The following is a 22,960-nucleotide window of genomic DNA, read 5'->3' as shown; positions in this document are numbered from 1 at the left end:
CAGCAATCCTTTGCGCAGCTGCTAGAGTGGAGCTTGTACCCGTCCACTGGAACGCCGCCATGCGCTACTCCCTGTTCGATGGCCAACGCGACATCATTATCCTGATTGCCCGTGTGCTGCTGATGATCCTGTTCGTCTTGTCTGGCTGGGGCAAGCTGACCGGGTTCGAAGGCACGGTCGGCTACATGACCTCACTGGGCGCCCCTGCCCCCATGCTGGCAGCGGCAGTTGCCGTGCTCATGGAGTTCGTTGTCGGCATACTGCTGATCCTCGGTTTCTATACCCGGCCGCTGGCCTTCCTGCTGGCGCTGTTCGTGCTGGGCACGGCGCTGCTGGGCCACCCGTTCTGGAGCATGGTCGACCCTGAGCGCAGCGCCAACATGACCCAGTTCCTGAAAAACCTCAGCATCATGGGCGGCCTGCTGATGCTGGCAGTGAGCGGCCCTGGGCGTTTTTCGGTAGACGGGCGCTGAGTCAGTCGTCTTCGCAGTCGTCGAACCAGGCTGGGTGATCGCGCTCCTCGTCATCGAGGTCATCCAGCGTATCCTCGTCTTCCCCAACCTCGTCCTCGGCGCCCTGGGCATCCGCTTCAGGCTCCAAATCGTCGTAGAGGAATTCGTGGTCAAGCAGGTGATCGTGCTCGGGTTCGTGCAAGTCGTCTTCGTCGTGCATGCTGGCTCCTGGGCTGGTGGCAGCCTGTATAGGCTGATCGGCTGCACAGGTCAATGCGTTACCGCTTAATGCTCGGTTAACCGGCCGGGTCCACTCTGCAGGCTCTCCCTTCAAACGTTGCTTGCCCGCCTCCCATGGCGGGCTTTTTTATCCCCTGGGTTTTCCCTTCGTCCAGCCTTGGCAAATCACAGTGAACTGCGCCCATGCTGGCCAGGCTCGCAAATGATGCAGGACCTGTCGTTTTTCAAGGAGAAAGCCCATGGCTGTGTATATCGACAACCTCATCATCACCACTCCCGTGCCGAAGTCCGCGACCAACCCGGTGGCGCTGGAGTTGACCGGCGCCCAGGCGCTGGCGACCCTGCCCGAAGTCATCGCCCGCCTGAGCGACGGCTCGATCCGCATGACCGCCCCCACCAAGGGCGCCTCCAGCAAAAGCACCCACCGCACCCGCTGCGAGTGGAAGGAGCCCGCGTACTGGGCACTGAACAGCGGCGCCCGGCACCGCAATCACCAGACCATGACACTGCAGAAAGTGAACTTTGCGCAAAAAGTGGTGATTGCCCAGATGCACGTCAAAGACGACGACAACCCGCCCATCAAGGTGTTCTGGAACAAGGGCAAGATCACCGTGGGCTTCCGGACCGACTTCAACCAGACGGCCACGAGCAGCAGCACGGTGCTGGCCGACGTACCGCTCGGTGCCCGTTTCGATGTGAGCATCGACGTGACGAACAACGGCGCCTGCACGGTCAGTGCAAGCTGCAACGGCCGTATTGGCAGCACATCGCCCCTGCAACTGGGTGCGACCTGGGCGACGCGCACGCTCAAATTCCATGGCGGGGTATACAACCAGGTGGACTACACCGACGACACGCCTGCCGAGGATGGCTCGGTGTGCGTCATCAGCCAACTGGAACTGAGCCATGCATGACATGCTCATGACCTGACCTTCACGAAATACTGACATCCGGGTGGGCACACTGGCCCTGCTCCGTATGTTCTTGCAGCCCGCCGCATTATTGCCGCGGGCTTTTCTTTTTGTGGCGAGCCTTACGCAGAATCCTGCAGGGCCCTGCTGCGTACAAGCCTCCCACCCCAGACCATGACCTGAAGCAGTTTTGCCCCACCCGGCAAGGGCTATGCTAACCCCGGCGATAACCCAAGCTCATTCGGATAGACACGGAGGCTCCTATGAAAGCTGCTGTTGTTGCACCAGGCCGTCGCGTGGATGTGGTGGAGAAAACCCTGCGCCCCCTCGAGCACGGTGAAGCGCTGCTGAAGATGCAATGCTGCGGTGTGTGCCACACCGACCTGCATGTGAAAAATGGCGACTTCGGTGACAAGACCGGTGTGGTGCTAGGCCACGAAGGCATCGGCGTGGTCCAGGCAGTAGGGCCAGGCGTCACCTCGCTCAAACCGGGCGACCGCGCCAGCGTGGCCTGGTTCTACCAGGGCTGCGGGCATTGCGAGTATTGCAACAGCGGCAACGAAACCCTGTGCCGCGAAGTGAAGAACTCCGGCTACACCGTGGACGGCGGCATGGCCGAAGCCTGCATCGTCAAAGCCGACTACTCGGTAAAAGTGCCCGACGGGCTCGACTCCGCTGCCGCCAGCAGCATTACCTGCGCCGGCGTGACCACCTACAAGGCGGTGAAGATCTCCAACATCCGCCCCGGCCAATGGATCGCCATCTACGGCCTCGGCGGCCTGGGCAACCTTGCCTTGCAATACGCCAAGAACGTCTTCAACGCCAAAGTGATCGCCATCGACGTCAACGAAGAGCAACTGCGCTTCGCCAGCGAGATGGGCGCCGACCTGGTCATCAACTCACGCACCGAGGATGCCGCCAAGGTCATCCAGGCCAAGACCGGTGGCGCCCACGCCGCCGTGGTTACCGCCGTTGCCAAGGCAGCCTTCAACTCGGCCGTTGATGCCCTGCGTGCGGGTGGCCGCCTGGTTGCGGTCGGCCTGCCGTCGGAAGCGATGAACCTGAATATCCCTCGATTGGTGCTGGACGGCATCGAAGTGATCGGCTCGCTGGTCGGTACCCGGCAGGACCTGCAGGAAGCTTTCCAGTTTGCGGCGGAAGGGAAAGTGGTGCCGAAGGTGACCCTGCGGCCGATCGAGGATATCAACCAGATCTTCGATGAGATGCTGGAGGGCAAGATCAAAGGGCGAATGGTGATTCAGTTCGAGGGGTGATGGCCCATGTGCGCTGGCTGTTGGTGCAGCGCACGCTACCCTGCTGCATTCGAGCGCGGGCGGTCAGAGATGGCTTCCGCCCTTGTAAAGCGAACCAATGGGTGCGCCTTGGGCTCTGGTTTCGGGTAAGCGCTATGCTTCATATACGGTTTTATCCAAGTCGTGGTTTGTAGTTGCTTCGCAAGCAGAAAACTGGCTAGCACATCGGGGTGAACGTATGGGCATCCGCAGCTTGGCGAAAAACCTGCCACCCGATCCGGACAATGACGGCTGGGTGCTTGGATGGGGCGTACTGAGAGACCGGCATCCCTGGCATTTCGTCGATGTTTATGCCGACCAGAAGACAGCCAGGGCCGAGGCGGAGCGCCGCGGGGTTGGCTATGTTGTGGAGTTCGGCTCGCACCGCCTGGGATCGGATGAGTTCGTTTGCGGGATATCCCCGCCTGAAGGCTAGCGTTTGAATGGACGGAGCGGCGGGCGATGGATGCTGCGACCGTAGGCGACAGACAGCTATCGACCCAAAGCGGACGCTAAAAGATAACTGGTTTCGTAAGCGCGACGCGTACTCTGTGGGAGCGGGTTTACCCGCGAAGCAGGCGCCGCGGTGGATGGCACCGGCGGTGCCGGTGTTCGCGGGTAAACCCGCTCCCACAATGATTGCTGTTGGGCAAAATGACAGCCAAGGGTCGAAAGCAGCCTTGCAGCAAAGCCATGAAACCAACAACTTTGATAGTTCTGACTAGTCGACGAAGCCGACATGCCCTGGTCGGCGTTACCCCTTGGTCAGATCAACCAATGGCGTCTGCCGCACCTCGGTTTCACGCCCGCCCTGAATCTCGCTAACATGCTTCAAGGCCTTGTCCACTGCCACCTTGTCCGCCAACAAGCTGTAGCTGATGTGGAACTGCCTGTGTTCCTTCGGTCCGATTGTCGGCACCAGGTTCAGTGGCCGCTGGTAACGGCGGTTGTAGGAAAAACTCGTCCCCGGCTCGAGCCCGGTCACATAACCCTGGCCTTGGGTATCGGTATTTTTCCACAGTGAAAATACAGGCAATGTCCGAGTATTGAAGCCGACCGAAACGCCCAGACTGCCAGCCTTGTCATGCAACACGGCTAACGTATTGCCCTGGGCATCGGCATACGGCACCACGTTATAAACCGTTTCGTCATAGTCCTTGGTGGGCGCTCGGTAGGTTTGCCAATCGGCCAGATCTTCCCTTGCCTTGTCGTTGAACGGCGACACCTGTTTCACTGGCGCGGCGAACCGAGCACCCTGCTCCAGAAACGGGGTGCTGAAGTTACTGTGATACAGCGCCTGGTATTCCTTTGGATAATCGCCGTTGTTGGTCAGGGTGTCGTTGAGGACGAACATCACGCTGCCCGGTTCGGTGACCAATTCAGTCACGACGGAGAAGTCGACTTTCTTGAACGCCTGCTCTTTCAGTTCGCCACGCAGGCTGATGGCGTATGGTGGTTTCTCATCGATGTGCAGGGTGACTTTGTTTGCAGGTATGTTGGCGGCCCGACCGTGCAGGGTCAGCAGCTCGCCATTGTCGACGCCGGGGTGGCCGACCCACTCGTAACCGCAACGGGCGACCAGTTCGTTGAAGCCCTCCAGCCAGCCCAGGCCATTGCGCCCATTAAGCTCGATGAAGGACGGGTTGACCACTTCCTGGACCGGCGAATCCCAGCCCATGCGCACATTGCCGACCGACGCCTGCAAGACGTTCATTCCACGGGTCGGCACTACCGAAAGTTTCATCGTACCGTTATCGATGTCGACGATGCTGACACCCTCTTGCCTGCCTCCGTGCAAGGTACGCAAGGTAACGCTGAAGGGCTTGTCGGTTTTTATGCCAAGTTGCTGGCTGGTGATCTGCCAGTTCTGGGCGGCTTTATCGGTGTCGAGCAGAACGTAATCCCAGGCCATGGTGTGGGAGGCTGCGGACAGGGCGCCGAGAGCAACGAAGAATTTGAGGAGGGGCATGACAGGTTGCCTTTCTTGGAGTTGTTCCCCTTTATAGACACGAAGAAACGTTTCAGCAAGCTAGCCAAGTGATGCTTTCGATTGGCACAGGTTTCTTTAGCTAGTTTCAGGGAGTAGCCTCGGCACAGTGAATCTTTCGAGCCCGATCAGGTTATCAACCTTGTGAAAGCATCAGAGAGACAGAACAATTGCCGAACTCGATAGAATCTTCATTGCCATGCCAGACGGTTTCCCTGATTTGCCCTCGCTGAACGCGTTGCGTGTTTTTGAAGTGGTGGCTCGCCGCTTGAACTTCCGTGTGGCTGCCGAGGAACTGGGCGTGACCCAGGCGGCAGTTGCCCAGCAGATACGCGGGTTGGAGGCGAGCCTGGATCTGCGTTTGTTTGAACGCCTGCCCCGTGGCTTGGCGTTGACTGATGCGGGCCTGGGCTACAGCGGAAGCATTCGCAGTGCACTGGCCATGATCGACGAGGCAACACGCCTGCTTCGGCCACAGACTTCTCACCTGACAGTCAGCGTTACACCTACCTTCGCCTCGAAATGGCTGATTCCCAGGCTCGGCAATTTTGCGCAGAGCCACCCAGACATCGATTTGCGTGTGCTGGCAACCGACCGGCTGTCGCACTTCAGCACCGATGGTGTGGATATCGCTGTCCGCTATGGCAAGCCCGAGTTCGGAGCAGGTTTGAATAGCGAGCTGCTGATGGAGCAGCGAATCATTGCGGTGGCCAGCCCAAGGCTGTTCGAAGGCAGCGAAATACCTGCCAGCTTTGCGCAGTTGCAGGACTTCGTCATGTTGCACGATGCCCATAATTTCTGGCCTCAGTTCCTTGCAGAGCTGTTCCCGCATCACCTGCAACCCACAGCCAGAAATCTGCGCTTCAATCAGACCTCATTGGCCATTGAAGCGGCAATCAGCGGCCAGGGCATTGCCTTGGCTAGCCCTGCGTTCGTCGGTGATGACATTGCCGCAGGCCGACTGATGCAGGTTTTTCCCCAGCAACTCAGGGTCGACAAGTCGTTTTATCTGGTCTGGCCACGCAAGATGAAACAGCCGGACTCATTGAGCGTCGTCCAACACTGGCTCAAGCAACAAGCTGTCGATAGTTAATCTATCGTAACAGTGAAGTTTAGCTGTCTCCCTCGCCAATGGGACTGCTGCTAAGGTGAATGCACCTGGAAATCAGCATTGAGAGATTGGAGGCAGCATGTCAGTAGAAAAAGTTTCGATAATTACGGCGGGTGGCAGCGGCATGGGCGCAGCGGCAGCACGACGCCTGGCCGCCGACGGCTTCAAGGTTGGGATTCTCTCCTCTTCGGGCAAGGGCGAGGCGTTGGCTGCCGAACTCGGCGGTATTGGTGTAACCGGTAGCAACCAGTCGGTTGAAGACCTGCAACGCCTGGTCGACGCTGTCGTGCAGAAGTGGGGCCGTATCGATGTGCTGGTCAATAGCGCCGGCCATGGTCCGCGCGCGCCAATCCTGGAAATCAGCGACGAGGATTGGCACAAGGGCATGGATACTTACCTGCTCAATGTCATTCGCCCGACTCGCCTGGTGACGCCTTACATGCAGCGTCAGAAGAGCGGAGTGATCATCAACATCTCCACTGCCTGGGCGTTCGAACCCAGCGAGCTGTTCCCGACTTCTGCGGTATTCCGCTCGGGCCTTGCCGCGTTCACCAAGATCTTCGCCGACAATTTCGCCGGCGATAACGTGCGCATCAACAACGTCCTCCCTGGCTGGATCGACAGCTTGCCGAGCACCGAGCAACGCCGCGACAGCGTGCCGCTCAAGCGCTACGGCACCAGCGAAGAAATCGCTGCGACCATTGCGTTCCTTGCTAGCGAAGGCGCGGCCTACATCACCGGGCAGAACATCAGGGTCGATGGCGGCGTAACACGCAGCATTTGATCTTCCGTGGCCGCAGCATTGCTGCGGCCCTCGTTTCATGGAACATGTTTTTTTGCTGGACGATCTGTGTCAGACCATATGGGCGCAGCTGGCGCGCTGGTCGAGTCGCATACCAGCGCGCGGGCGCTGGCGGTCGAATTCGACAGTTATGCTCAGGCCAAGGCGTGCTATGCCGATCCCGCCTATTCGGAGGCAAAGGCGATGGCATTACGCGCCTATCGTCGTGAGTTGATCATTGTTGAGCGGGATTTGGGCTGATCGAGCGTTCGCTGATACGGATGCATGGGACGAAAGCGTCCGGCATCGTTCCCCACCTCTAGCGCAATACTGAACAGCTCTGCCAAAAGAAAAGGCACCCGCAGGTGCCCTCTCAATACCGTTTACGGAATGAATCGAGTGCCACAAGCGTGGCACATCCAAGTGCGGCGCCACTCTTCCAATTTGTCGTACTGTGCGACGTTGAATTTCCAGTGGCGAACGAATCCAATTACACCGACGGTGATAAATATCGCGCCTATGAAGAACCTCGTCCAATCAACGCCCCAGAACGTGTTCATAAGCTTGAGGCCATCGTACAAGATGATTGCGCCAACCCCCGTAAGAATGACAGGGCCAAGCAAGCGCTTACCTGGAGGTGGACCGACGCTTGCCGCCAAATTGGTCTGATGCCGACCTGAAGTTTCAACGGTCACGCTTGGCCCGAATCCGGATTGGGATTGCGCTTGGTGGGTTGCTTGTATGTGAGAAGTGCCAGCAGCATGGATGATAGACAGAAGCTGGACGTTTTGACCTTGGCATTGCGGGCAGCAGATTGCGTTATTGCTCACCACGTATTCATTCCTTTGAGGGGTGAAAGGCGAGCATTCTAAGGCAATTGCATACATCAGCGCACTATGCGACTTTATCCGAACGCTATTCACGACCTACCAGGCCCACAACCAACCCGACCCTCCATCCCATCTGTGTGCCTGCAGTTTCGGAACTCGTAGTTTTTTCCGACCCACAAAGAAAAACCCCGCAGACCTTAATCTGCGGGGCTTTCGAATGGTGGAGGCCGAGGTCGGAATCGAACCGGCGTAGACGGATTTGCAATCCGGTCTCAACCTGTTATTTTATTGGAGCAAATCGCTCAACCCCCTGTATCCATTGGGGTTTTCCTCATTTTCCTGCATCTTGATTCATCATCATTTGGGACATTCGATGTCCCAGATTTGTCCCACGCTTCCTGCCACCACTCTCCGGCGTTCTGCCGACCGATTCCCTTCCTTTATATAGCTCCTCACAGATCGGCGCCATCCAGCGCCCACAGCCTAGCCGCCTCGACGATCTCCAACATGTCGACCAGGTCGCCGTCATCGACCTCCAGCCGCCGGCGCGCGGCATAAGCCATCTCATCGAGCACCGCTGCGCGCCCATCAGGGTCAGCCACCAGAGCAGCCTGATCGTTCAGCTCGGCCAGCCAGGCCTGCGGAAGCTCAGTTGCCATAGTCGCCCACCGCCCGGCACCACCACGACTGAGCGTAAAGCACCCCGTCGATTTCCTCGACTCCGTTGATGTTGATCCCGAGCTGGGCCATGCCATTGAGCTTGGCGTCGTGCAGCCGGGGGATGATGTCAGGCCCTGGGGACGGATTGAAAACCCAGGCCTGGGTCGAAACCCGGCCCAGCGGCTCACTGTGGTGGTCACCGATGTGAATGTCGGCCCGCAGGGGTTGGATCTTCCTAAGCTTATCGGAAGGGATGGCCACGCCATTCACGCGGCGGCGAACGAGGAGGAAGTACATGCTGCACCGAATACTGTATATAGATACAGTATCGTAGCTTGCGCCATGCAGCTCGACAACAGCCGATGATCCGACCGATGTGACCATTTGCTATGCCCGCTAAGCGAGGCTAATGTGCAAAACACCAAGCCGACCTGGAGAAGACTATGGGATGGAATGATCACGTTGACTGGGAGTTGAACGACGCCATTCAGGACCTTCTAGATGAAGGGTTACTGGAGGAAGGCACGCCGGGGCACGGTATTGCTCAGCAGGTTATCCATGAAGGGTACGAAGGCTTGAGCGACAAGCAAAAACACGTTTTCGATAAGTATGTTGGCGAGCCGCTGAAGAAACGCCAGAAGGAACTCGATGTCAGGCGGATTATCGACTCCAATCCGGATTGAAGTCAGCGACAGGAGCCTGCTGCTGATTCCAGCAGTCTCTCATATCCGATCCGCTGCCGGCGCTCGGCCAGCAGTGCGCGCACCTTAACCTCCAGGCTGTCGGTCTTGCGCAGACCGGTAGCAGCCCATGGCGGTACCGCAACTTCAGGCGTCCGGCACGGCACCTGCACCGGCACTTCGACGCGCACGTACTGGACCTGCGGTTCTACCTTGCCGGAGCATCCGGCCATCCCCAGGGCCAGCACCAGCCCGCTCCTACAGGACAGGCTAAGTAATTCGCGGCTTGCGGCCTGAATCAGGCCTCTTCCGCTCCCACAGATATGCCAACTCAGCACCAGCCTCATAGACCCAGCTCCTTGTCGATGATCAAGATGGCAGCCGCGCACTGGTCACCGCCCGTTCGCTCCTGCTGCAGGCGGTTTGCCGCGGCGTAGTCGACTTCCGCGCTGGCCTTCGCCTTGCCAACCGCCTGCTCAGCCCCGGCCTGGCGAGCCTTTGCCGCCAGGGTTAGGTCGCCCAAGGCCTTGCCCTGCTCCGCCGCCAGCCCGCTGAGGTTGTCGCGGGCAGCCTTGCAACTGGCCACCTGGGTCTGCTCGGAATCGAGCAGCGGCCGGAAGTGACCGGCGGCGGCCCAAACTCCGATCAACATACCGACCAGAACCAGAAGCCCGGCACCAGCCAGCCGCATCAGCCAGGCATTCATGGGAGCACCCCGCCGAGCTTCTGCCACTGAGCCAGCAGCTTTTCCAGGCGGTGCGGGTTTTGGCCGTAGCTGTTTCCAGGAAAACTGGCCCAAATGTTCGAGCACTTGGCGATCGCCTGCTCGATGCGGCCTGCCTTGATATCTGCCAGGGCCTTGCGCTCACGGATCTGCTGCAGCGCGATGCGGTCCTGGTTCTCCGGCGTGAATCCTCCAGCCAGGCGAAGGCTGGCCCGGTACGCATCCCAGTAACGCTCGAGCAGCTGGTACCGGCCGGCTGCCGTACTGGTTACCGACTTGCCGTTGATGGGGAAGGTCAGCTTGCGCCGCGGGTGATCGGCATAGCCCTGGAACAGGCCGCCGCCGTACAGGACGTTGTAGCCGTCGTCACTGGCCTTCACGGTTGAGGTGCCTTCCGAGAAGGCGACGAGATCAAGAAACCGGAGCACGTTCGCGCCTCCGGCCTGGGGTTCGGTGAGTCTGGCCATGGTTTCTCCAGGCAAAAAATGCCCGCGACTGGGCGGACTTTGGGAGGGATTTGAAGCAGATACCGCCCTGTGATGGGCATATGCCATCTAATTTCAGGTAGAATCTCGGCCGCTTTGAAGCTCCGCATCAGCTTCTGCGGAAAGAAAACAACAGGCATACACGGGCCAACCGGAATCGTTATGGAATTCCATAGGCAGATCAGGACGACAAGATGATATTCAGCTCCACAGCATTTATATTGGTCTACTTACCGATCGTTTTTTTTGTTTACTTTGGCCTAAACAAGCTTAGGCTAATACAAGCTGGGAAACTATGGTTAGTCGCGGCCAGTATCTTTTTCTACGGGTACTGGAGCATTGATTATATCCCTCTGCTACTGGCATCCATATTCTTCAATTTCGTAGTAGGCTGCGCGATATCCCCATATGCGAAAGGTCTTCGCATAAACACCTCACGGAAAACAGTACTAGCATTAAGTATAACTGCGAATATTGCACTGCTAGGATACTTCAAATACGCAAACTTTTTCATCGAAAACATTAACTCTGCAATAGGCTCTAGTTACAATCTTGCAGAAATAATTCTCCCACTTGGAATTAGCTTTTACACATTTACTCAGATTGCATTTTTGGTTGATAGCTACAAAGGCGAGGCCAAGGAATACGATTTCGTTAACTACGCACTGTTTGTAACATTCTTCCCCCACCTGATCGCAGGCCCTATTCTGCACCACAAGGAGATGATGGGTCAGTTTAAATCAAAGTGGACATTGGCAATTCGCCACAGAAATATTTTCATGGGCCTATTTATTTTTAGCGTAGGCATGTTCAAAAAAGTGATGATTGCTGACACGTTTGCCGTCTGGGCGGATTCCGGGTTCGCAAGCGGTGCAAGCCACGATTTCTTTAGTTCTTGGGCAACTAGCCTTTCATATACATTCCAGCTGTACTTTGACTTCAGCGGATACTGCGACATGGCGATTGGCGCCGCCCTACTATTCAATATCTGGCTGCCAATAAATTTCAACTCGCCCTACAAGTCACTCGACATTCAGGACTTCTGGCGCCGCTGGCACATGACCCTAAGTCGCTATCTCCGAGACTACCTATATATACCGCTCGGCGGAAATCGTTGCTCATCAGCTCGGATCTACTTTAATCTTATGGCAACCTTCGTGCTAGGCGGGCTGTGGCACGGCGCAAGTTGGATGTTCGTTATATGGGGAGCTCTTCACGGCGGCGCACTTGTAATCCACCGCCTATGGAAACAGCTTGGAATGTCGATGCCAGCCCCTCTGGCCTGGCTTATAACTTTCTTGTTCGTTAACGTTACGTGGGTATTTTTCCGCGCCACATCTTTGAATGATGCTTTCTCAATTCTCGGTGGAATGGTTAATTTATCTTCAATCAATCTTGCAAGCCCCAATGAAGTCCCTGTTTCTAATTTGGCTTGGGGTGGCACGCTATCCGACAGCATTCTTAGCATCCTGCCAACTGGCATTGCAGCAAACTTCCTATGCTACGCGATGATAGCTCTTGGATTTATTATTATCTGCCAACGAAACTCGTTTGAAATAACAACAAGTCAAGGACACCTTCGACTGAAGACATTTTTCATGACGCTTATCTTCACCACGGCTATGTACTCAACAATCAAGTCCACTAGCACCGTATTTCTTTATTTCAATTTCTAGGATTGGAACGGAATGAAAAAATATACCTACAGCTTTTTGCTTTTAACCTTAGTCGGACTTTGCATAGTGCCGGCCATTAATCTCACAAATCGAGGAGTGACCGCAATTGTTGCCGGCAACTCCCCGTTGAAAATATGGCAAAATCTGTTCAACATGGATTTTGCATTGCCGCATATTGGCAGGATATACTATCAGGCAGGAGTCTCGCTAGACCCAAAATCAGTTATAATAGGGAAATCTGGTTGGTTTTTTTTGGGCGACCAATACAACAGCACAATATCTGTTAAGCGCAGAACACCGACAGACATTGATGAAAACCTAGCAAAAAACATTATAACCAACTCCAAGGAATGGGAGTCATGGTTTCTTTCGAATGGCGTAAAAGCTTACAAGATCGTAATCGGCCCAGACAAAGACTCAGTATATCCAGAATATCTTCCTTACTGGGCGAAACCGGCTAATTTCACCATAACGGATTTGATATCCAGCATGGACTCAGGAGGAATAATATTATATCCCAAGAGAGAAATAATATCTTCAAAACCACAATTTGCAGCCCCTCTGTACTTTAAGACAGACACTCATTGGAACATTGCTGGCGCATCAATTGCTTTCGAACAGCTAATGCAAAGCCTTTCAAAATCCGATAAAAGCCTAAAGTGGCCTGCCCCGACCACCATGAATGACATTATTTTGAATGAGCGCACAGGGGGAGATCTTTCAAAATTCCAACGAATAAGCGAGTTTATCGAAGATCAAAAACCTGACCTTATCGAGCCTACATATTCCCAAGCATCTATTCGGCTAACTGAATTTGGAAGCGGTAAGCTGATCCCCGCAGCACCTAATGCTGATGTAGCTAACGTGAAGATACCAACCGTAGTCACATCCGATAAAGCTATTAATAAAATGCGCGTCTTATGGTTGAGAGACTCCTTCGGCTCAGCGATGGCTCCATTCATGGCTGAAACGTTCTATGAGACCCTACAGGTACACACTACTATTTCAACCCCTGATCTAGTAAAGAAATTAACAAAGAGCTTCAAGCCAGATTTTGTCGTAATGACGACGGTTGAGCGCATGGCTCGTCGAGACTTCCTACTTCGACAGCCGTAGCGGATCGTAGCGGAAAGGTGCCGCGCCATCCGGAGTCGGCACCCTAATCTGTGGATTTGTGGGCAATCGCCCACATCTGCCCCCTTCACAACGGCCTCGCACGCCAGCTCAGCTATTCGGCTTCGCTCAAGCGCTGCTGCGAGGTCTCCCGCCATTCGGTCAGCTTCTTCAAGCAATCCCCCGAGCACCACGATGGCAGAGGTTCCTGCCTGGCGCTGCTGGGCAGCGAAGTTGTCGCAGGTGGCTCGGTGGCCATTCCGCAACCTGGCGATTTCCCCGCGCAGCCCACCAGCAGCATACTCAGCGCCAAGCGGAGCCACCATGAGCTCACGATGCCCTAGTAGAGTCCAGCGCAGCCTCGATCGAGCTAATACGATCTTTCAGCTGATCAATCAGCTCCCCCTTCCGTCGATCCTCTCGTTTCAGCAGCGCCAGCGTGAGTGCGTCGGCTTCCTGGTATCGGATCGTATACAGATCACCCGCCTCCCTGGCTGGCACCACCAGCTCACTCCCTGCCTCTTTTGTTACGTTCCCATCCTCATCACGCTCCTCCTCCCAGGTCACATACTCAGCCTCGGTCGCATCCCAGCTGTCATGGCAAAGAACACCGCGGGCATAGGGATCAATTCCATGACTCAAGAACACATCACGGACACGCTGAGCAATAACGCCGGTATGCAGCCGCGCACCATCACCCTTCTCGGCCACACGATCAGTCAGACGGAACTGCAGGTACTCAACCTCTGCCCACGCGTCGAGCACTTCATCAGGAATAGCCTCGATGTCCTGTTTCTGGCGCTCGTCAGAGGTGACGGTGAATGCGCTTTGTGTGAACCCGCCAGACCATGGAAGCGCAGCAGTGCCGCAGGTGTAGGTATTCGCTGCAAGGGGCGCCGTCTCGCGCAGCAGCGTTTGCCGGAATTCGATGCGGCAAACTCCGGAGCCTGCCGTTAAAGGGATACCGCCTGCAGCCATGATCCTGCCGGCGTACAGGTTAACGTCGGTAGATCCACACTGGAATTGCAGGAGCGGCGTGTTTGCCACGTTGTTTGTCCCGCCGATGCGGACTGCGTAGTTGTCGGAGTAGTAGTTGCTGGACGCCAGAGATATTCGCATGCGTCCATCATCGGAGTCGTACAATACGGCTTTAGCTACGGATACAGAAATCAAAGTCGAGGCATTTGTCTCGTCTCGTATCAAGCCAAGGCTAAGCGGTTGTCGGCCATTCTGGATTCCAGCGTGAATGCCATATTTCCACTGGGCACCGGTTAGGCCAAGGGCGTCAATTGCATATGCGGCATCAATGTCATCACCTTGCTTTACGCCGGCAGATACTGCGCTGTAGCCTGCTCGATATTGGGCAGAAGAGCTTGCATCAATAAGCACATTACTTTCGCATCCGTTTACATGCTGCGTGTACATGGAGTTGGTAAGGTTTGCATAGAAGTTATGCGCGAAGAATGAGCCACGCTTTGTTCCAGAGGTACCGCCGTCGCCGGAAAGACTATTTACGACGGAGACAGCACCAACATAGTTCCTGTCGGTATTGTCAGATTCGGTTGGCGCGGTCTGTGTCAGGATGGATTCGAACGCATGCCGACCTCCTCGACATCCAGCCCCGCCGAAGTTGTGCTGGATGATGACGCCATCAACCTTGGATCCTGGGAAACCATCGTTTTGCGCGTCAAGACGGTCGTTTCGTATATAAAAGCGATTGAGCATGTAGGTGCTTGCTGCGCCTACTCCAGTTAGTGGGGCGTTGATCTCTACCCCGTATCCTCGGGTGATAGTGTCTGCCCTATGCTCTCCAGGCTCTCCAGCGCCAACATAGTGAACCACTGCGTTGTTCACATCGCCGCCACTGATATAAGCGCCACCTTGGTAATTGAACAAAGTGCCAAGAGGCGCAACAAATGATGGCGCGGCGTAAACGTTTCCATCATCAGTACGCGGCACGATAACCGGCTTACCAGCCGCCGCCGCGCATGCTGCGGCAATTGCAGCCGAGTTGTCTGCGATGGCCGGGCTGGCGCCGAAGTCAGTTATGGAAAATTGCTCTCCAACCTTTCCAGCAAAAGGACGAATCACAGATCCGCTTCCCACCTGCTGGAACCACCCTATGCCACCTACCAAAAGTTTCGGCGCATCGATCTCCCAGTCTCCGCTGAGAGCTAGAGGCAAATCATCAACATCCTTAACACGATACAGCTCCCCACCCACCTGGACCAGCTGGGTCTGGCGCTCAACGACCACGCCAGGAGCATATTCTAGATAGACTGATTCATATCCTTGGGAAATAAGTAGATCTGAGAACTTCTTCTCGAAACCTGCCCATGTGTCTCGGTTTTTCCCAGTTCTATCAGTAAATATAAGCTCTTCGCTGTTAACGCCGAGATCCAGGTTTCCTGCGTTGTCGTGCAAATCGAACGGGCTGCTGGAGCCGTCCGGTCCAACTGGGTTTCCGGTGTTGTATCGCATAGTTTTCTCCGGGCATAAAAAAGCCCGCTCAGTGGCGGGCATGCTCGATTTACGGTCCGGTCAAGCCGGCGGGTATAGGTCGTCGTAGGTGTAAACGCGGTCGTCGTAGGGCATGCCCTTCATGGCGACGTTGCCGTTTGCTGGGTCGGAGCTGGTGATCAGGGTTGGGTATGCCCAGCGCGTGGCCGGCCCGAACAGGATGTGTGGCGGCTCCAGCGGGCCGTCGACCACGGGCGTAAAGTCGAGCGCATCCACCCGTGCCGTGTACGGGCCCACTTGCGTGGCAGTCCACGGGCCAGACAGCGTGCCATCCTGTTTGCGAACCCCGATCAGGTGTTCGCCGCCGGCGCTGAAGTCCAGCAGCTCTGACGAGATCAGCAGCGTGCCCGCCCCAGTCACCTCGAAGGCCAGCAGGATCGCGCTCTGGCACCCCTTCGGCCTGTCGTCGGCAACCGCGGCGAAGCTCAGATAGCCGCTATTGCTTCCGTCCATCTCGGTTTCCCAGGTGTAAACGTCGGTGCGGAACTTCTGGTGCCCGCGCCGGCGCATGCCGATACGCCAAGCCCTGGTTTTATCGCTGATGCCGGGCATCTTGATCTTCTCGACCTTGATGCCCAGGTCGCCTGGCCAGCGGCATTCGACCGTCTCCCACGCCCAGGTCGTGCGCGAGAAGAACTCCACATCCACGCCATCGAAGTCGTTGATCGACGGCATGGCGCCGCTGATCTTGAGCATCTTGGTCATATTCTGTGGCGAGTAGGTCTGCGTCTTCGGGCCGTAGGCGACATCGAACGCTGCCCGGGCGCTGTCCCGCACAGGCCGTAGCAAGCCACGGAACGTAACCAGCTCGCCGAATCCGCACGCCAGGGCGTTGTTCACCATGTCCTTCACGGTAATGGTCGCGTCCAGTGTCTCGTCGTAGGTGTCGCCCCGGGCCACGCAGATCTCGTGGAAGGCCTGCCACTCGGGCAGATCCAGGTCGTCGTCCGTGTATCCGCGCTGCTTTAGCTGGTGAATACACCATGGCACGATGTCACGCGTTGGTCCGGTACCGCCCTCCATCAGCGGCAGGACCCTCGTAGCCTCGACACTAATTTGGCTTTCAGACTGCGCCGACAGACGATCCCCGCCACGGATATTGCAGGTCATCACCGTCAGCCCAGGATAGCTCGTTGGCGAGTTCTGCATGCGGCCGCGCAACGCTGTCCATGTCGCGTCATCCCGAGCTTCCTCGTTGACGCGGCCAGGGCGATCAACATACAGCTCACGAATCCTGCACTCTGGGCGCATGGGGTACGGCGGGGTCGTTCGATTGGTGAAGCCCTGCGCATCAAGAGAGCCGCCTGTGTGGGCCTTCTCAATGACAGTCCAATCACCAGCTACATCCATGTCGCGGTATTCGAACACATGGTACGCGGTGACCTCGTAGATCTGGCCCTCTCGACCAATGCCGCACAATCCGTTGGCAAACGTGACTGTCCACTCGATCTCGGTGACCTTCTCACCCTCTGGGCAACAGGCAACCGGGCCACGATAGCCACCCTGAAGGTTCGAGGGGTCCAGTGTGATCAGGCCATTTACCGTCTGCATGGCGTTGAAGCCTGACCATCCGGTGTCGGAAGCCCCTGACGAGGTCAGGCGTTCGACCTCGAGGAGGCTCGTGCTGAAGGCCGTAATCCGGTACCGAAGCCCGCGCGGGCCAATGGTTGCCAGGCCCTGGCCCAGCGCCAAGCCGACCACTGGCGAGCCGCCGTCGTAGTCCAGAGTCATCTCGGCTGGCTGCTCTGGGATGGCACTGGTGGTGGCAGTCCCAGTGACGCCAACTGGCGAGGCGCCCAAGATAGTGGTCGCTCCAGTTGCGGTGATGGCCTGGCCGGAGAAAGGTGTCAGCTCGACAATGCGTAGCACGCTGCCGCTAACCTGGGCCTGGAATGGCATTCCGCTGAAAAGCGTGTTCAGTGCAGAAACCAGGCCGGCCAGGTTGGTGGTGGCAGTGTTCAGCGTGATCGGGTAGCTGGTCGCACCGCGGAGCAGGGTGAAGCTCAGCGGGGTGACGTTGAAGTCATACCGAGTCGGCGCAGCAGACCCGGTCAGCATGGAAGCGGTCCCAGGGTTTGCCGGAACGGCTGGGCTGTATGGCGTGTAGCTGTGCACGACGTACAGGCCAGCATTCGCCCCTGCAACCTCGATGAGCATGCCAGGGGTCGGGCTCAGCATCTCCAGCGGTCCGCGCACGATGTCGCGCCCGGCGCCGCCGTCAATGACGGTATAGGTGTACGGAGCGAGCACGCGGATGATGATGCCGTTCGACCAGTCGCCCGGAAACTGGCCTGAGCCGGCCGGCACGCTGATAGTTTCACCAGCGAATTGATACGCCGAGGCCGTGGCGGACCGGGTAATGTCGGTGGCAACGGTCAGTTCAAGACCCGCAGAGCCGCTGGAACTGGCCCCAACCTCTGGCGCATTGAACCAGTTGATATGGGCAGGATCGGCGCTCAGGTCGGCCCCTGGAGGGTAGATGGTGAAGGTAGCGTCAGCACCCAAGGAGATCAGCGGGGTTTCGCCAACCCTTACCTTGGCCAGCGGGATGTCGTACTCGCCTTCACCGATGTACAGCAGCATCTCCACGCGCAGGTCTCGTGGGGCGACATGCGCGCTACGCGGCTGTGCGAGGTAGGAGCCATAGGTGCGTTGGTGCCCGGCAATCTGCCGCACGGGGTCGCCCAGCTTGACCTTGTTGCCCTTGGCGCTGGCGTCCATCAGGGGGTCGCCCTGCTGGGTTCCAGCGCTGGATGGCATGCCAGGCATCTTCGGCATCAACGCCTTCAGCACCGCCTTGGCGCCCTTGAACAGGGCGAAGGTGATGGAGAAAGGATCGGTGCCTTTCGGCTCGCGGTAGATCTGGAGCAGGTCAGACGGCTTGAACTTCACCTTGTGCCACAGGTGCTGCTCAATCACCTCATCATTGAGGACAACGCTGATCGGCGGGCTTTCCCGGCGCTCGTAGGACGGCGCCAACGACTTCAGCCAGGCCTCGATGGTCATGCGGCGGTCGGTCTTCCAGGTGCCGAGCGGCGCCGTGTCACTCAGCTTGTTCGGATAGAACTCGATCATCGGTAGTACACCACTTTCGGGTGAGCGGCCTCGAACTCGCCAGTAGTCCGGAGGCAGGCGCCGCCGGGGTTTGTATCCAGCACCTTCAGGCGACCTTCGCTTTCCACCACCACGCCGACATGCAGGCACAGCGCACCGCGAAACACGGCGGCTATGGCCCCCGGCTCCGGGGCGCACTCCTCCATGCCCTGGCGCAGGTCGTGATAGGCGGCGGTATTGGCCCTGAGTTTGTCCTTGCCCACGGCGCCCAGGCTGGGCAGCAGCGGCAAACCAAACACCTGGTGGCGAACCGCGATGCACAGCCCCCAGCAATCGAAGGCAATAGGCCCCCGTGCACCCTCGCGATACGGGGCGCGCATGAATTTTTCGATCATGGTCAGATGTACTTCAGGCCTGGCGCCAGAGAGGTGGTCAGGATGGTGCGGAGACCGTTGGTGTTGAGCAGGTCGAAGAAACCGGCAGTCAGCTTGGCGACATCGTCCTCATACTCCCGGCTGAGCAGCGTCATCCGGTACCGCTCTTGCGGGAAAGACAGGTCTTCGGCCAGGTAGCGCCGAAAGGTGATGATGAAGCGATCGTCGGCGGCTTTCGCCTCCTCCACGACCTCCTGCACTTCGCCGGTCACGTTGTCCAGGCCCAGCACCAGGTTCTGGAACGCGCTGTTGTCGTTCTTGGGCAGGGCCAGGTCCATGGCCATCGCGATGAAGGTCAGCGTGCGGCCGTCCTCGGTTGTGCACACCTGGTCCTCCCATCCCGAGCAGTACAGGTGGGAGACGGCGCCGCCCTCCTTTCTGGCCTCGATGGTGTCGACCAGTTCGCCCCGGCCCGAGGCATAGCACTCCTCGATCAGGCTCATGCTTCAGGCCACTCCCTGTTCGCCGAAACGTCGATGACGTTCTTGTTGAACCAGTACTCCGGGAACTGCTCCCAGCCTTCGGGAATCAGCGGACGCTGCTTCAATTCGGCGTTGATGGAGTACCGCCAGCGCTTCACCTGGGTCAGTTCAACTTTCCCGTAGATGCCGATGAAGTGGACCTGGTAGGTGGTGAAGCCGGCCGGCAGCTGGAGCGGCATTTCGAACCACTCCAGCCCATCATTCAGCGTTCGCGCATACCACGCCTCGAAGAATGCCGCCTCATCCTCTTCAAACACGAAGTTGAACGTCAGTTCAGACGGGACATAGCTGCGCACCTTCCGGTACCTGCGGCGGCCGGTGACCATCGGCGTCGAGCGCATCGGGTCAACGGTCGTATAGCCATAGCCATCCTGCAGCGGAAGTGGCAATTCTGCCGGGTATTGAATCATTGCCGTTCCTCAGCTGAGGTTTGCGTTTAGGTGAGCGGGCTTAGGCCCAGCGCCTCCTCGATGCGAGCGAGTCGCCTTTGGAGCAGAAGCTCTTTCTCATCTGGCGGCACAACGGGCTCGGGCACAGTTGCGCCCGCCCCGCTGTCGGCCTCGTCGGTTTCGGTGGTCATGGGATCTACCTACGTTGGGTTGCGCGAGAGCCCGTAGGCCGCTTCGATTGCCTGGGCCCGCTCGCCGCCGCCCCAGATGTCAGCCACGAAGGCGTCGATCTGCAGCTGTCCATCGTCTCCGGTGCGCTGATCAACAGTTCCGGCTCGGGAGCGGTCTTCGATCAGGTTGACGGTGACATTGGCCGGAGCGGCCTGCTGCTGGGCCTGGCCGTTGGCCTGCACCTTGTTGAGCGAGATGTTTTCGCCGGCGAAGGAGACCCGCTCGTTCGAGTTGATCGCCTCCAGCAGCGCCCGGTTGCGCTTGGTGGCCGCGGCATTCACCACGAACTCGCCGTCGCTCAGGCGGGCCATGATGCTGTCCGAGGTGCCGGTACCGGCGCCTGAGACGTAGCCACCGATGGCGAAGCCTGGGATCACGGCCAGGCTGGACGCCAGGGCAGTGGTCGAGGTCAGGGCTGCATCGGCCGGCACGGCGTTGGCGCCCAGCGTTGCTAGGGAGGCAAACGCCGCAGCCGGCGCCCAGGCCGCGGCCGTGGTTCCGGCCAGGATCATGCTCTGGCTGGCTGCTGCAGTGCCGAGAGTGGCGTTCAGCGCCGCATTCAGCGCCATCTGCACGCCCATCTTCACGAAGCCCGCGATGATCTCGCGCACCACGTTCGAAGCGATATCGCCAAGCGTGCTCATGGACAGCTGCCCGCTCATAATCGCGTCGGTGATATCGGTCGAGATGGTGTTGAATGCGCTGGAGAAGATCGACTGCGTTTGCCCGGCGATGTCGCGCGCCTGGTTGCCGAAGTTCTGCACTGCAGCCGTCCACCCGTTGATCGGGTTGAGCATGGCCTGGTCCATCTGCGCCCAGCCGGCCTGGAGCGCTGCCAGTTGCTGCGGGAGAAACTCGTTCGTCAGGTCGATCTGCGCCTGCAGGTCCTGGCGCTGCTTTTCCGTCGTGGCGTTCGCCATTTCGGTGCGTAGTTGCAGGATACGATCGTTGGTCTGCTGCTCGAGTTGAACACGCTGCTGCATGCGCTGCGTTTGCAGGTCTCCCATGCCAACACTGGCTGCATCCAGGCTGTACTGGGCGCGGTCATTGTCCAGCTGTTTTTGCAGCTGCGCCCGGTATTCCTCGGCCTGGGTCAGGCCTTTGGCTCCCTTGATGGCGGCGGCGTAGTTGATCGACGCCTGGGCCAGAGCCTTGCTGTACTCCTCCTGAGTGATCTTGCCCTTGCTCAATGCCAGGTCGAGTTGACCCTGCTCCTTGGTCAGCGCCCGGGCGGCCTGGGCTGCTGGATCATACTGGCCGTACAGGCGGGCGAATGTGGTTTCTGCCTCCGACACGCCTTTGTTGGCGCCTTTCGGCGTGTTCTTCTTCGCCTCACGCTCCTTGATGTCGGCGATTTCCTTCTCAATGTTCTTGCGCGACTGAGCGTATTTCGCTTCCTCTGCAGCGGTGAACACCCCTGCAGCTACGGCTTTAGCGCGCGCTTTGTCGAGGTCTGTCAGCTCCTTGTTCAGGCGCTGGGTCTGCGTGAGCGAGCTTTTGTAGGTTGCATCCAGGTCCTGCAGACCCTTGCGCCCATCCTCCTGAATTCGGCGCCGCTTCTCTTCCTCTTCCAGGGTTGCCGCATTGGTCTTCTGGATGTCCTGACGCTGCTTGAGCTCAGCCTGAAGGCTGGCGATGCGATCGCGGGCATCGTTGTCCTCGTAGGCCGTGTCCAGGGTGCTCTGCAGGTAGGCAATCTTCTGCTGAAGCTGGGTGATGGCCTTGCCTTCGCTCTCGACGCTCTTCCTGCCGATGCTTGCAAAGGCGTCAAGAACCTCGTTGGTGGCGTCCTTGATGTTGAGCCAGCCGCGTTCGATCAGGCCCAGGTTCTCGCGGATCTTGGACGTCCGCTGCCCCATTGCCTCGGCGTAGGTGCGCTCTGCCAGGTCTGCGGCCGCCACAGCGTTACCCTGATCCGACAGGGCCTTGATCTGGGCATACACCGACGCGGTCAGGAATCGGTATTTCTCATCCAGTTCGACGATTCCAGCCACCGGGTCTTTGCCCAGCTTGATGAACTCGGCGACCGTGTCCTCTACTGCCTTTCCGGTGATGCGCTGCATCTCGACAGCAGTCGTTGTGATGAGATTCAGGTTGCCGGTAGTGTTCACGCTCGCGGCGGTGAGTTGCGCCAGTGCGCCGGCCGCCTGCCCAAACGTTCCTGTCACCTTGTCCGCAGACTCGGCCAGGCCGATCAACTGGGCCTCGGAGGCTTTCGAGAAGTTTCCGGTCAGGATCAGGCTGTCGCGCAGGGCATCGGATTGCTCGGACCCTTTGTAGTAGGCCAGGGCCAGCGCACCGGCGGCGGCGGCCGCAACAGTGAATGGGTTCACCAGGCCCAGGATGTACGCGCCGAGCGCCTGTGCTGCAGGGCCGATGCCGCCGAACATGTCCTTGAGCTGGCCGCCCTGCTGCAGCAGCACAGTCAGCGGTGCCTGCCCACTCTGTAGGCTCACTGCGATGTCGGTGAACTGTGCAGGGACCCCACGTAGCGCGGCCTGGTAGGCCTTGGCTGACATGCCCGCCTTGTTCATGCCTTCGGCAGTCTCACCAAGGGCATCTCGCATCGTGTTAATGCGCTGCGTGTACTCGACGAACGTGTCGCTCTCGACGATTCCGGCCTTTTTGAACTTGGCCAGCTTCTCCTGCATGTCGTCAAGACGACCGAGCGCTGCAACCGTCGGGTTGATCTGACCCAGCAGCTGGGAAAGCTCCTTGCGCTGATCATCAAGGCTGCTGCTCACGCCATCAGCAGATGCAGCTGCCGCATCGCCAGCGCGCTCCATGCGCTCAAGAGACCCGGTTAGATCGTCCGCATTGCGCTTTGCGCCCCGCGAGTCGATTGTTACCGCCAGGCGGGATTCCTGCGCCATACCTTTCTCCGGGGATTAAAAAACCCGCCGGAGCG

General features: G+C 58.2%; 24 protein-coding genes and 1 pseudogene. 10 read left to right on the top strand and 15 right to left on the bottom strand.

Annotated features, from left to right (window positions below):
• The first annotated feature begins 59 nt into the window (after positions 1-59).
• On the top strand, positions 60-473 hold the full coding sequence (locus tag ACGLHT_RS20915) for a DoxX family protein (RefSeq protein WP_025339679.1): 414 nt from the start codon (positions 60-62) through the stop codon (positions 471-473).
• A gap of 1 nt (position 474) precedes the next feature.
• Here ACGLHT_RS20915 and ACGLHT_RS20910 read toward each other — a convergent pair whose 3' ends face one another.
• A complete protein-coding gene (locus tag ACGLHT_RS20910; protein ID WP_274120613.1) occupies positions 475-672 on the bottom strand; it encodes a hypothetical protein in 198 nt (65 codons plus the stop codon).
• A 259-nt stretch (positions 673-931) separates the two neighbouring features.
• Between ACGLHT_RS20910 and ACGLHT_RS20905 the strand changes: the two genes are divergently transcribed.
• From ACGLHT_RS20905 to ACGLHT_RS20895, 3 genes are all read left to right on the top strand, one after another.
• Positions 932-1,606 (top strand): polysaccharide lyase family 7 protein, encoded by a 675-nt coding sequence (locus ACGLHT_RS20905; protein WP_274120614.1) that lies wholly within the window; start codon positions 932-934, stop codon positions 1,604-1,606.
• Positions 1,607-1,866: 260 nt separating this feature from the next.
• On the top strand, positions 1,867-2,877 hold the full coding sequence (adhP, locus tag ACGLHT_RS20900; protein WP_025339682.1) for an alcohol dehydrogenase AdhP: 1,011 nt from the start codon (positions 1,867-1,869) through the stop codon (positions 2,875-2,877).
• Between the two features lie 217 nt (positions 2,878-3,094).
• A complete protein-coding gene (locus tag ACGLHT_RS20895; protein WP_075045625.1) occupies positions 3,095-3,331 on the top strand; it encodes a hypothetical protein in 237 nt (78 codons plus the stop codon).
• 318 nt (positions 3,332-3,649) lie between these two features.
• On the opposite strand, the gene ACGLHT_RS20890 is transcribed toward ACGLHT_RS20895, so the two are convergent.
• On the bottom strand, positions 3,650-4,864 hold the full coding sequence (locus ACGLHT_RS20890) for an aldose 1-epimerase family protein (RefSeq protein ID WP_137164345.1): 1,215 nt from the start codon (positions 4,862-4,864) through the stop codon (positions 3,650-3,652).
• A 217-nt stretch (positions 4,865-5,081) separates the two neighbouring features.
• Between ACGLHT_RS20890 and ACGLHT_RS20885 the strand changes: the two genes are divergently transcribed.
• The 3 genes from ACGLHT_RS20885 to ACGLHT_RS20875 all read left to right on the top strand — a co-directional run bounded on the left by ACGLHT_RS20885 (position 5,082) and on the right by ACGLHT_RS20875 (position 7,035).
• Positions 5,082-5,975: a LysR substrate-binding domain-containing protein gene (locus ACGLHT_RS20885; RefSeq protein WP_137164346.1), complete on the top strand. Its 894-nt coding sequence runs from the start codon at positions 5,082-5,084 to the stop codon at positions 5,973-5,975.
• A gap of 97 nt (positions 5,976-6,072) precedes the next feature.
• Positions 6,073-6,777 (top strand): SDR family oxidoreductase, encoded by a 705-nt coding sequence (locus ACGLHT_RS20880; RefSeq protein ID WP_274120615.1) that lies wholly within the window; start codon positions 6,073-6,075, stop codon positions 6,775-6,777.
• Between the two features lie 66 nt (positions 6,778-6,843).
• The gene (locus ACGLHT_RS20875; RefSeq protein ID WP_249352849.1) at positions 6,844-7,035 is read left to right on the top strand and encodes a DUF1330 domain-containing protein; all 192 of its coding nucleotides are present in this window, start codon (positions 6,844-6,846) and stop codon (positions 7,033-7,035) included.
• Positions 7,036-8,056: 1,021 nt separating this feature from the next.
• Here the strand turns inward: ACGLHT_RS20875 and ACGLHT_RS20870 are convergent.
• Entirely contained in the window at positions 8,057-8,263 is a 207-nt protein-coding gene (locus ACGLHT_RS20870) for a hypothetical protein (protein ID WP_274120616.1), read from the bottom strand.
• Positions 8,253-8,561, bottom strand: a complete 309-nt coding sequence (locus ACGLHT_RS20865; protein WP_191472415.1) for a hypothetical protein — start codon at positions 8,559-8,561, stop codon at positions 8,253-8,255. Before ACGLHT_RS20865 ends, ACGLHT_RS20870 begins: the two co-directional genes overlap by 11 nt.
• A gap of 146 nt (positions 8,562-8,707) precedes the next feature.
• Here ACGLHT_RS20865 and ACGLHT_RS20860 point away from each other — a divergent pair, with 146 nt between their 5' ends.
• Complete coding sequence (locus ACGLHT_RS20860; protein ID WP_274120617.1) at positions 8,708-8,947, top strand: hypothetical protein; 240 nt, start codon at positions 8,708-8,710, stop codon at positions 8,945-8,947.
• A 2-nt stretch (positions 8,948-8,949) separates the two neighbouring features.
• Here the strand turns inward: ACGLHT_RS20860 and ACGLHT_RS20855 are convergent, their stop codons facing one another.
• The 3 genes from ACGLHT_RS20855 to ACGLHT_RS20845 are packed head-to-tail and all read right to left on the bottom strand — an operon-like array spanning position 8,950 to position 10,135.
• The gene (locus ACGLHT_RS20855) at positions 8,950-9,291 is read right to left on the bottom strand and encodes a hypothetical protein (protein ID WP_274120618.1); all 342 of its coding nucleotides are present in this window, start codon (positions 9,289-9,291) and stop codon (positions 8,950-8,952) included.
• On the bottom strand, positions 9,288-9,650 hold the full coding sequence (locus ACGLHT_RS20850) for a hypothetical protein (protein ID WP_274120619.1): 363 nt from the start codon (positions 9,648-9,650) through the stop codon (positions 9,288-9,290). The genes ACGLHT_RS20855 and ACGLHT_RS20850 overlap by 4 nt, the downstream gene beginning before the upstream one ends.
• On the bottom strand, positions 9,647-10,135 hold the full coding sequence (locus ACGLHT_RS20845; protein ID WP_274120621.1) for a glycoside hydrolase family 104 protein: 489 nt from the start codon (positions 10,133-10,135) through the stop codon (positions 9,647-9,649). The genes ACGLHT_RS20850 and ACGLHT_RS20845 overlap by 4 nt, the downstream gene beginning before the upstream one ends.
• Before the next feature lie 212 nt (positions 10,136-10,347).
• Between ACGLHT_RS20845 and ACGLHT_RS20840 the strand changes: the two genes are divergently transcribed.
• Positions 10,348-11,829 (top strand): MBOAT family protein, encoded by a 1,482-nt coding sequence (locus ACGLHT_RS20840; RefSeq protein ID WP_274120622.1) that lies wholly within the window; start codon positions 10,348-10,350, stop codon positions 11,827-11,829.
• 12 nt (positions 11,830-11,841) lie between these two features.
• Positions 11,842-12,945 carry a hypothetical protein gene (locus tag ACGLHT_RS20835; RefSeq protein WP_274120623.1) on the top strand — a complete coding sequence of 368 codons (1,104 nt, stop codon included), beginning with the start codon at positions 11,842-11,844 and terminating at the stop codon, positions 12,943-12,945.
• An 83-nt stretch (positions 12,946-13,028) separates the two neighbouring features.
• Here ACGLHT_RS20835 and ACGLHT_RS20830 read toward each other — a convergent pair.
• The 8 genes and pseudogenes from ACGLHT_RS20830 to ACGLHT_RS20795 form a co-directional block, all read right to left on the bottom strand.
• Positions 13,029-13,250 (bottom strand): annotated as a pseudogene (locus ACGLHT_RS20830) (DUF2514 family protein); the annotation flags it as partial.
• A 22-nt stretch (positions 13,251-13,272) separates the two neighbouring features.
• Complete coding sequence (locus tag ACGLHT_RS20825) at positions 13,273-15,423, bottom strand: tail fiber domain-containing protein (protein WP_274120624.1); 2,151 nt, start codon at positions 15,421-15,423, stop codon at positions 13,273-13,275.
• A 60-nt stretch (positions 15,424-15,483) separates the two neighbouring features.
• Positions 15,484-18,537 carry a host specificity factor TipJ family phage tail protein gene (locus ACGLHT_RS20820; protein ID WP_274120625.1) on the bottom strand — a complete coding sequence of 1,018 codons (3,054 nt, stop codon included), beginning with the start codon at positions 18,535-18,537 and terminating at the stop codon, positions 15,484-15,486.
• On the bottom strand, positions 18,534-18,911 hold the full coding sequence (locus ACGLHT_RS20815; RefSeq protein WP_084850580.1) for a hypothetical protein: 378 nt from the start codon (positions 18,909-18,911) through the stop codon (positions 18,534-18,536). The genes ACGLHT_RS20820 and ACGLHT_RS20815 overlap by 4 nt, the downstream gene beginning before the upstream one ends.
• A 2-nt stretch (positions 18,912-18,913) precedes the next feature.
• Positions 18,914-19,393 carry a DUF1833 family protein gene (locus ACGLHT_RS20810; RefSeq protein ID WP_274120626.1) on the bottom strand — a complete coding sequence of 160 codons (480 nt, stop codon included), beginning with the start codon at positions 19,391-19,393 and terminating at the stop codon, positions 18,914-18,916.
• Positions 19,390-19,842 (bottom strand): transposase, encoded by a 453-nt coding sequence (locus tag ACGLHT_RS20805; RefSeq protein ID WP_274120627.1) that lies wholly within the window; start codon positions 19,840-19,842, stop codon positions 19,390-19,392. Before ACGLHT_RS20805 ends, ACGLHT_RS20810 begins: the two co-directional genes overlap by 4 nt.
• Before the next feature lie 26 nt (positions 19,843-19,868).
• Positions 19,869-20,012: a hypothetical protein gene (locus ACGLHT_RS20800; RefSeq protein WP_172827503.1), complete on the bottom strand. Its 144-nt coding sequence runs from the start codon at positions 20,010-20,012 to the stop codon at positions 19,869-19,871.
• 9 nt (positions 20,013-20,021) lie between these two features.
• Positions 20,022-22,925, bottom strand: a complete 2,904-nt coding sequence (locus ACGLHT_RS20795; RefSeq protein ID WP_274120628.1) for a phage tail length tape measure family protein — start codon at positions 22,923-22,925, stop codon at positions 20,022-20,024.
• Positions 22,926-22,960: the final 35 nt, after the last annotated feature.

Source organism: Pseudomonas sp. PsB, from assembly GCF_043658375.1.
Classification (GTDB): domain Bacteria; phylum Pseudomonadota; class Gammaproteobacteria; order Pseudomonadales; family Pseudomonadaceae; genus Aquipseudomonas; species Aquipseudomonas putida_Z.
The sequence above is the reverse complement of the archived record's forward strand: the minus strand, read 5'-3'. Positions and strand labels throughout refer to the sequence as shown.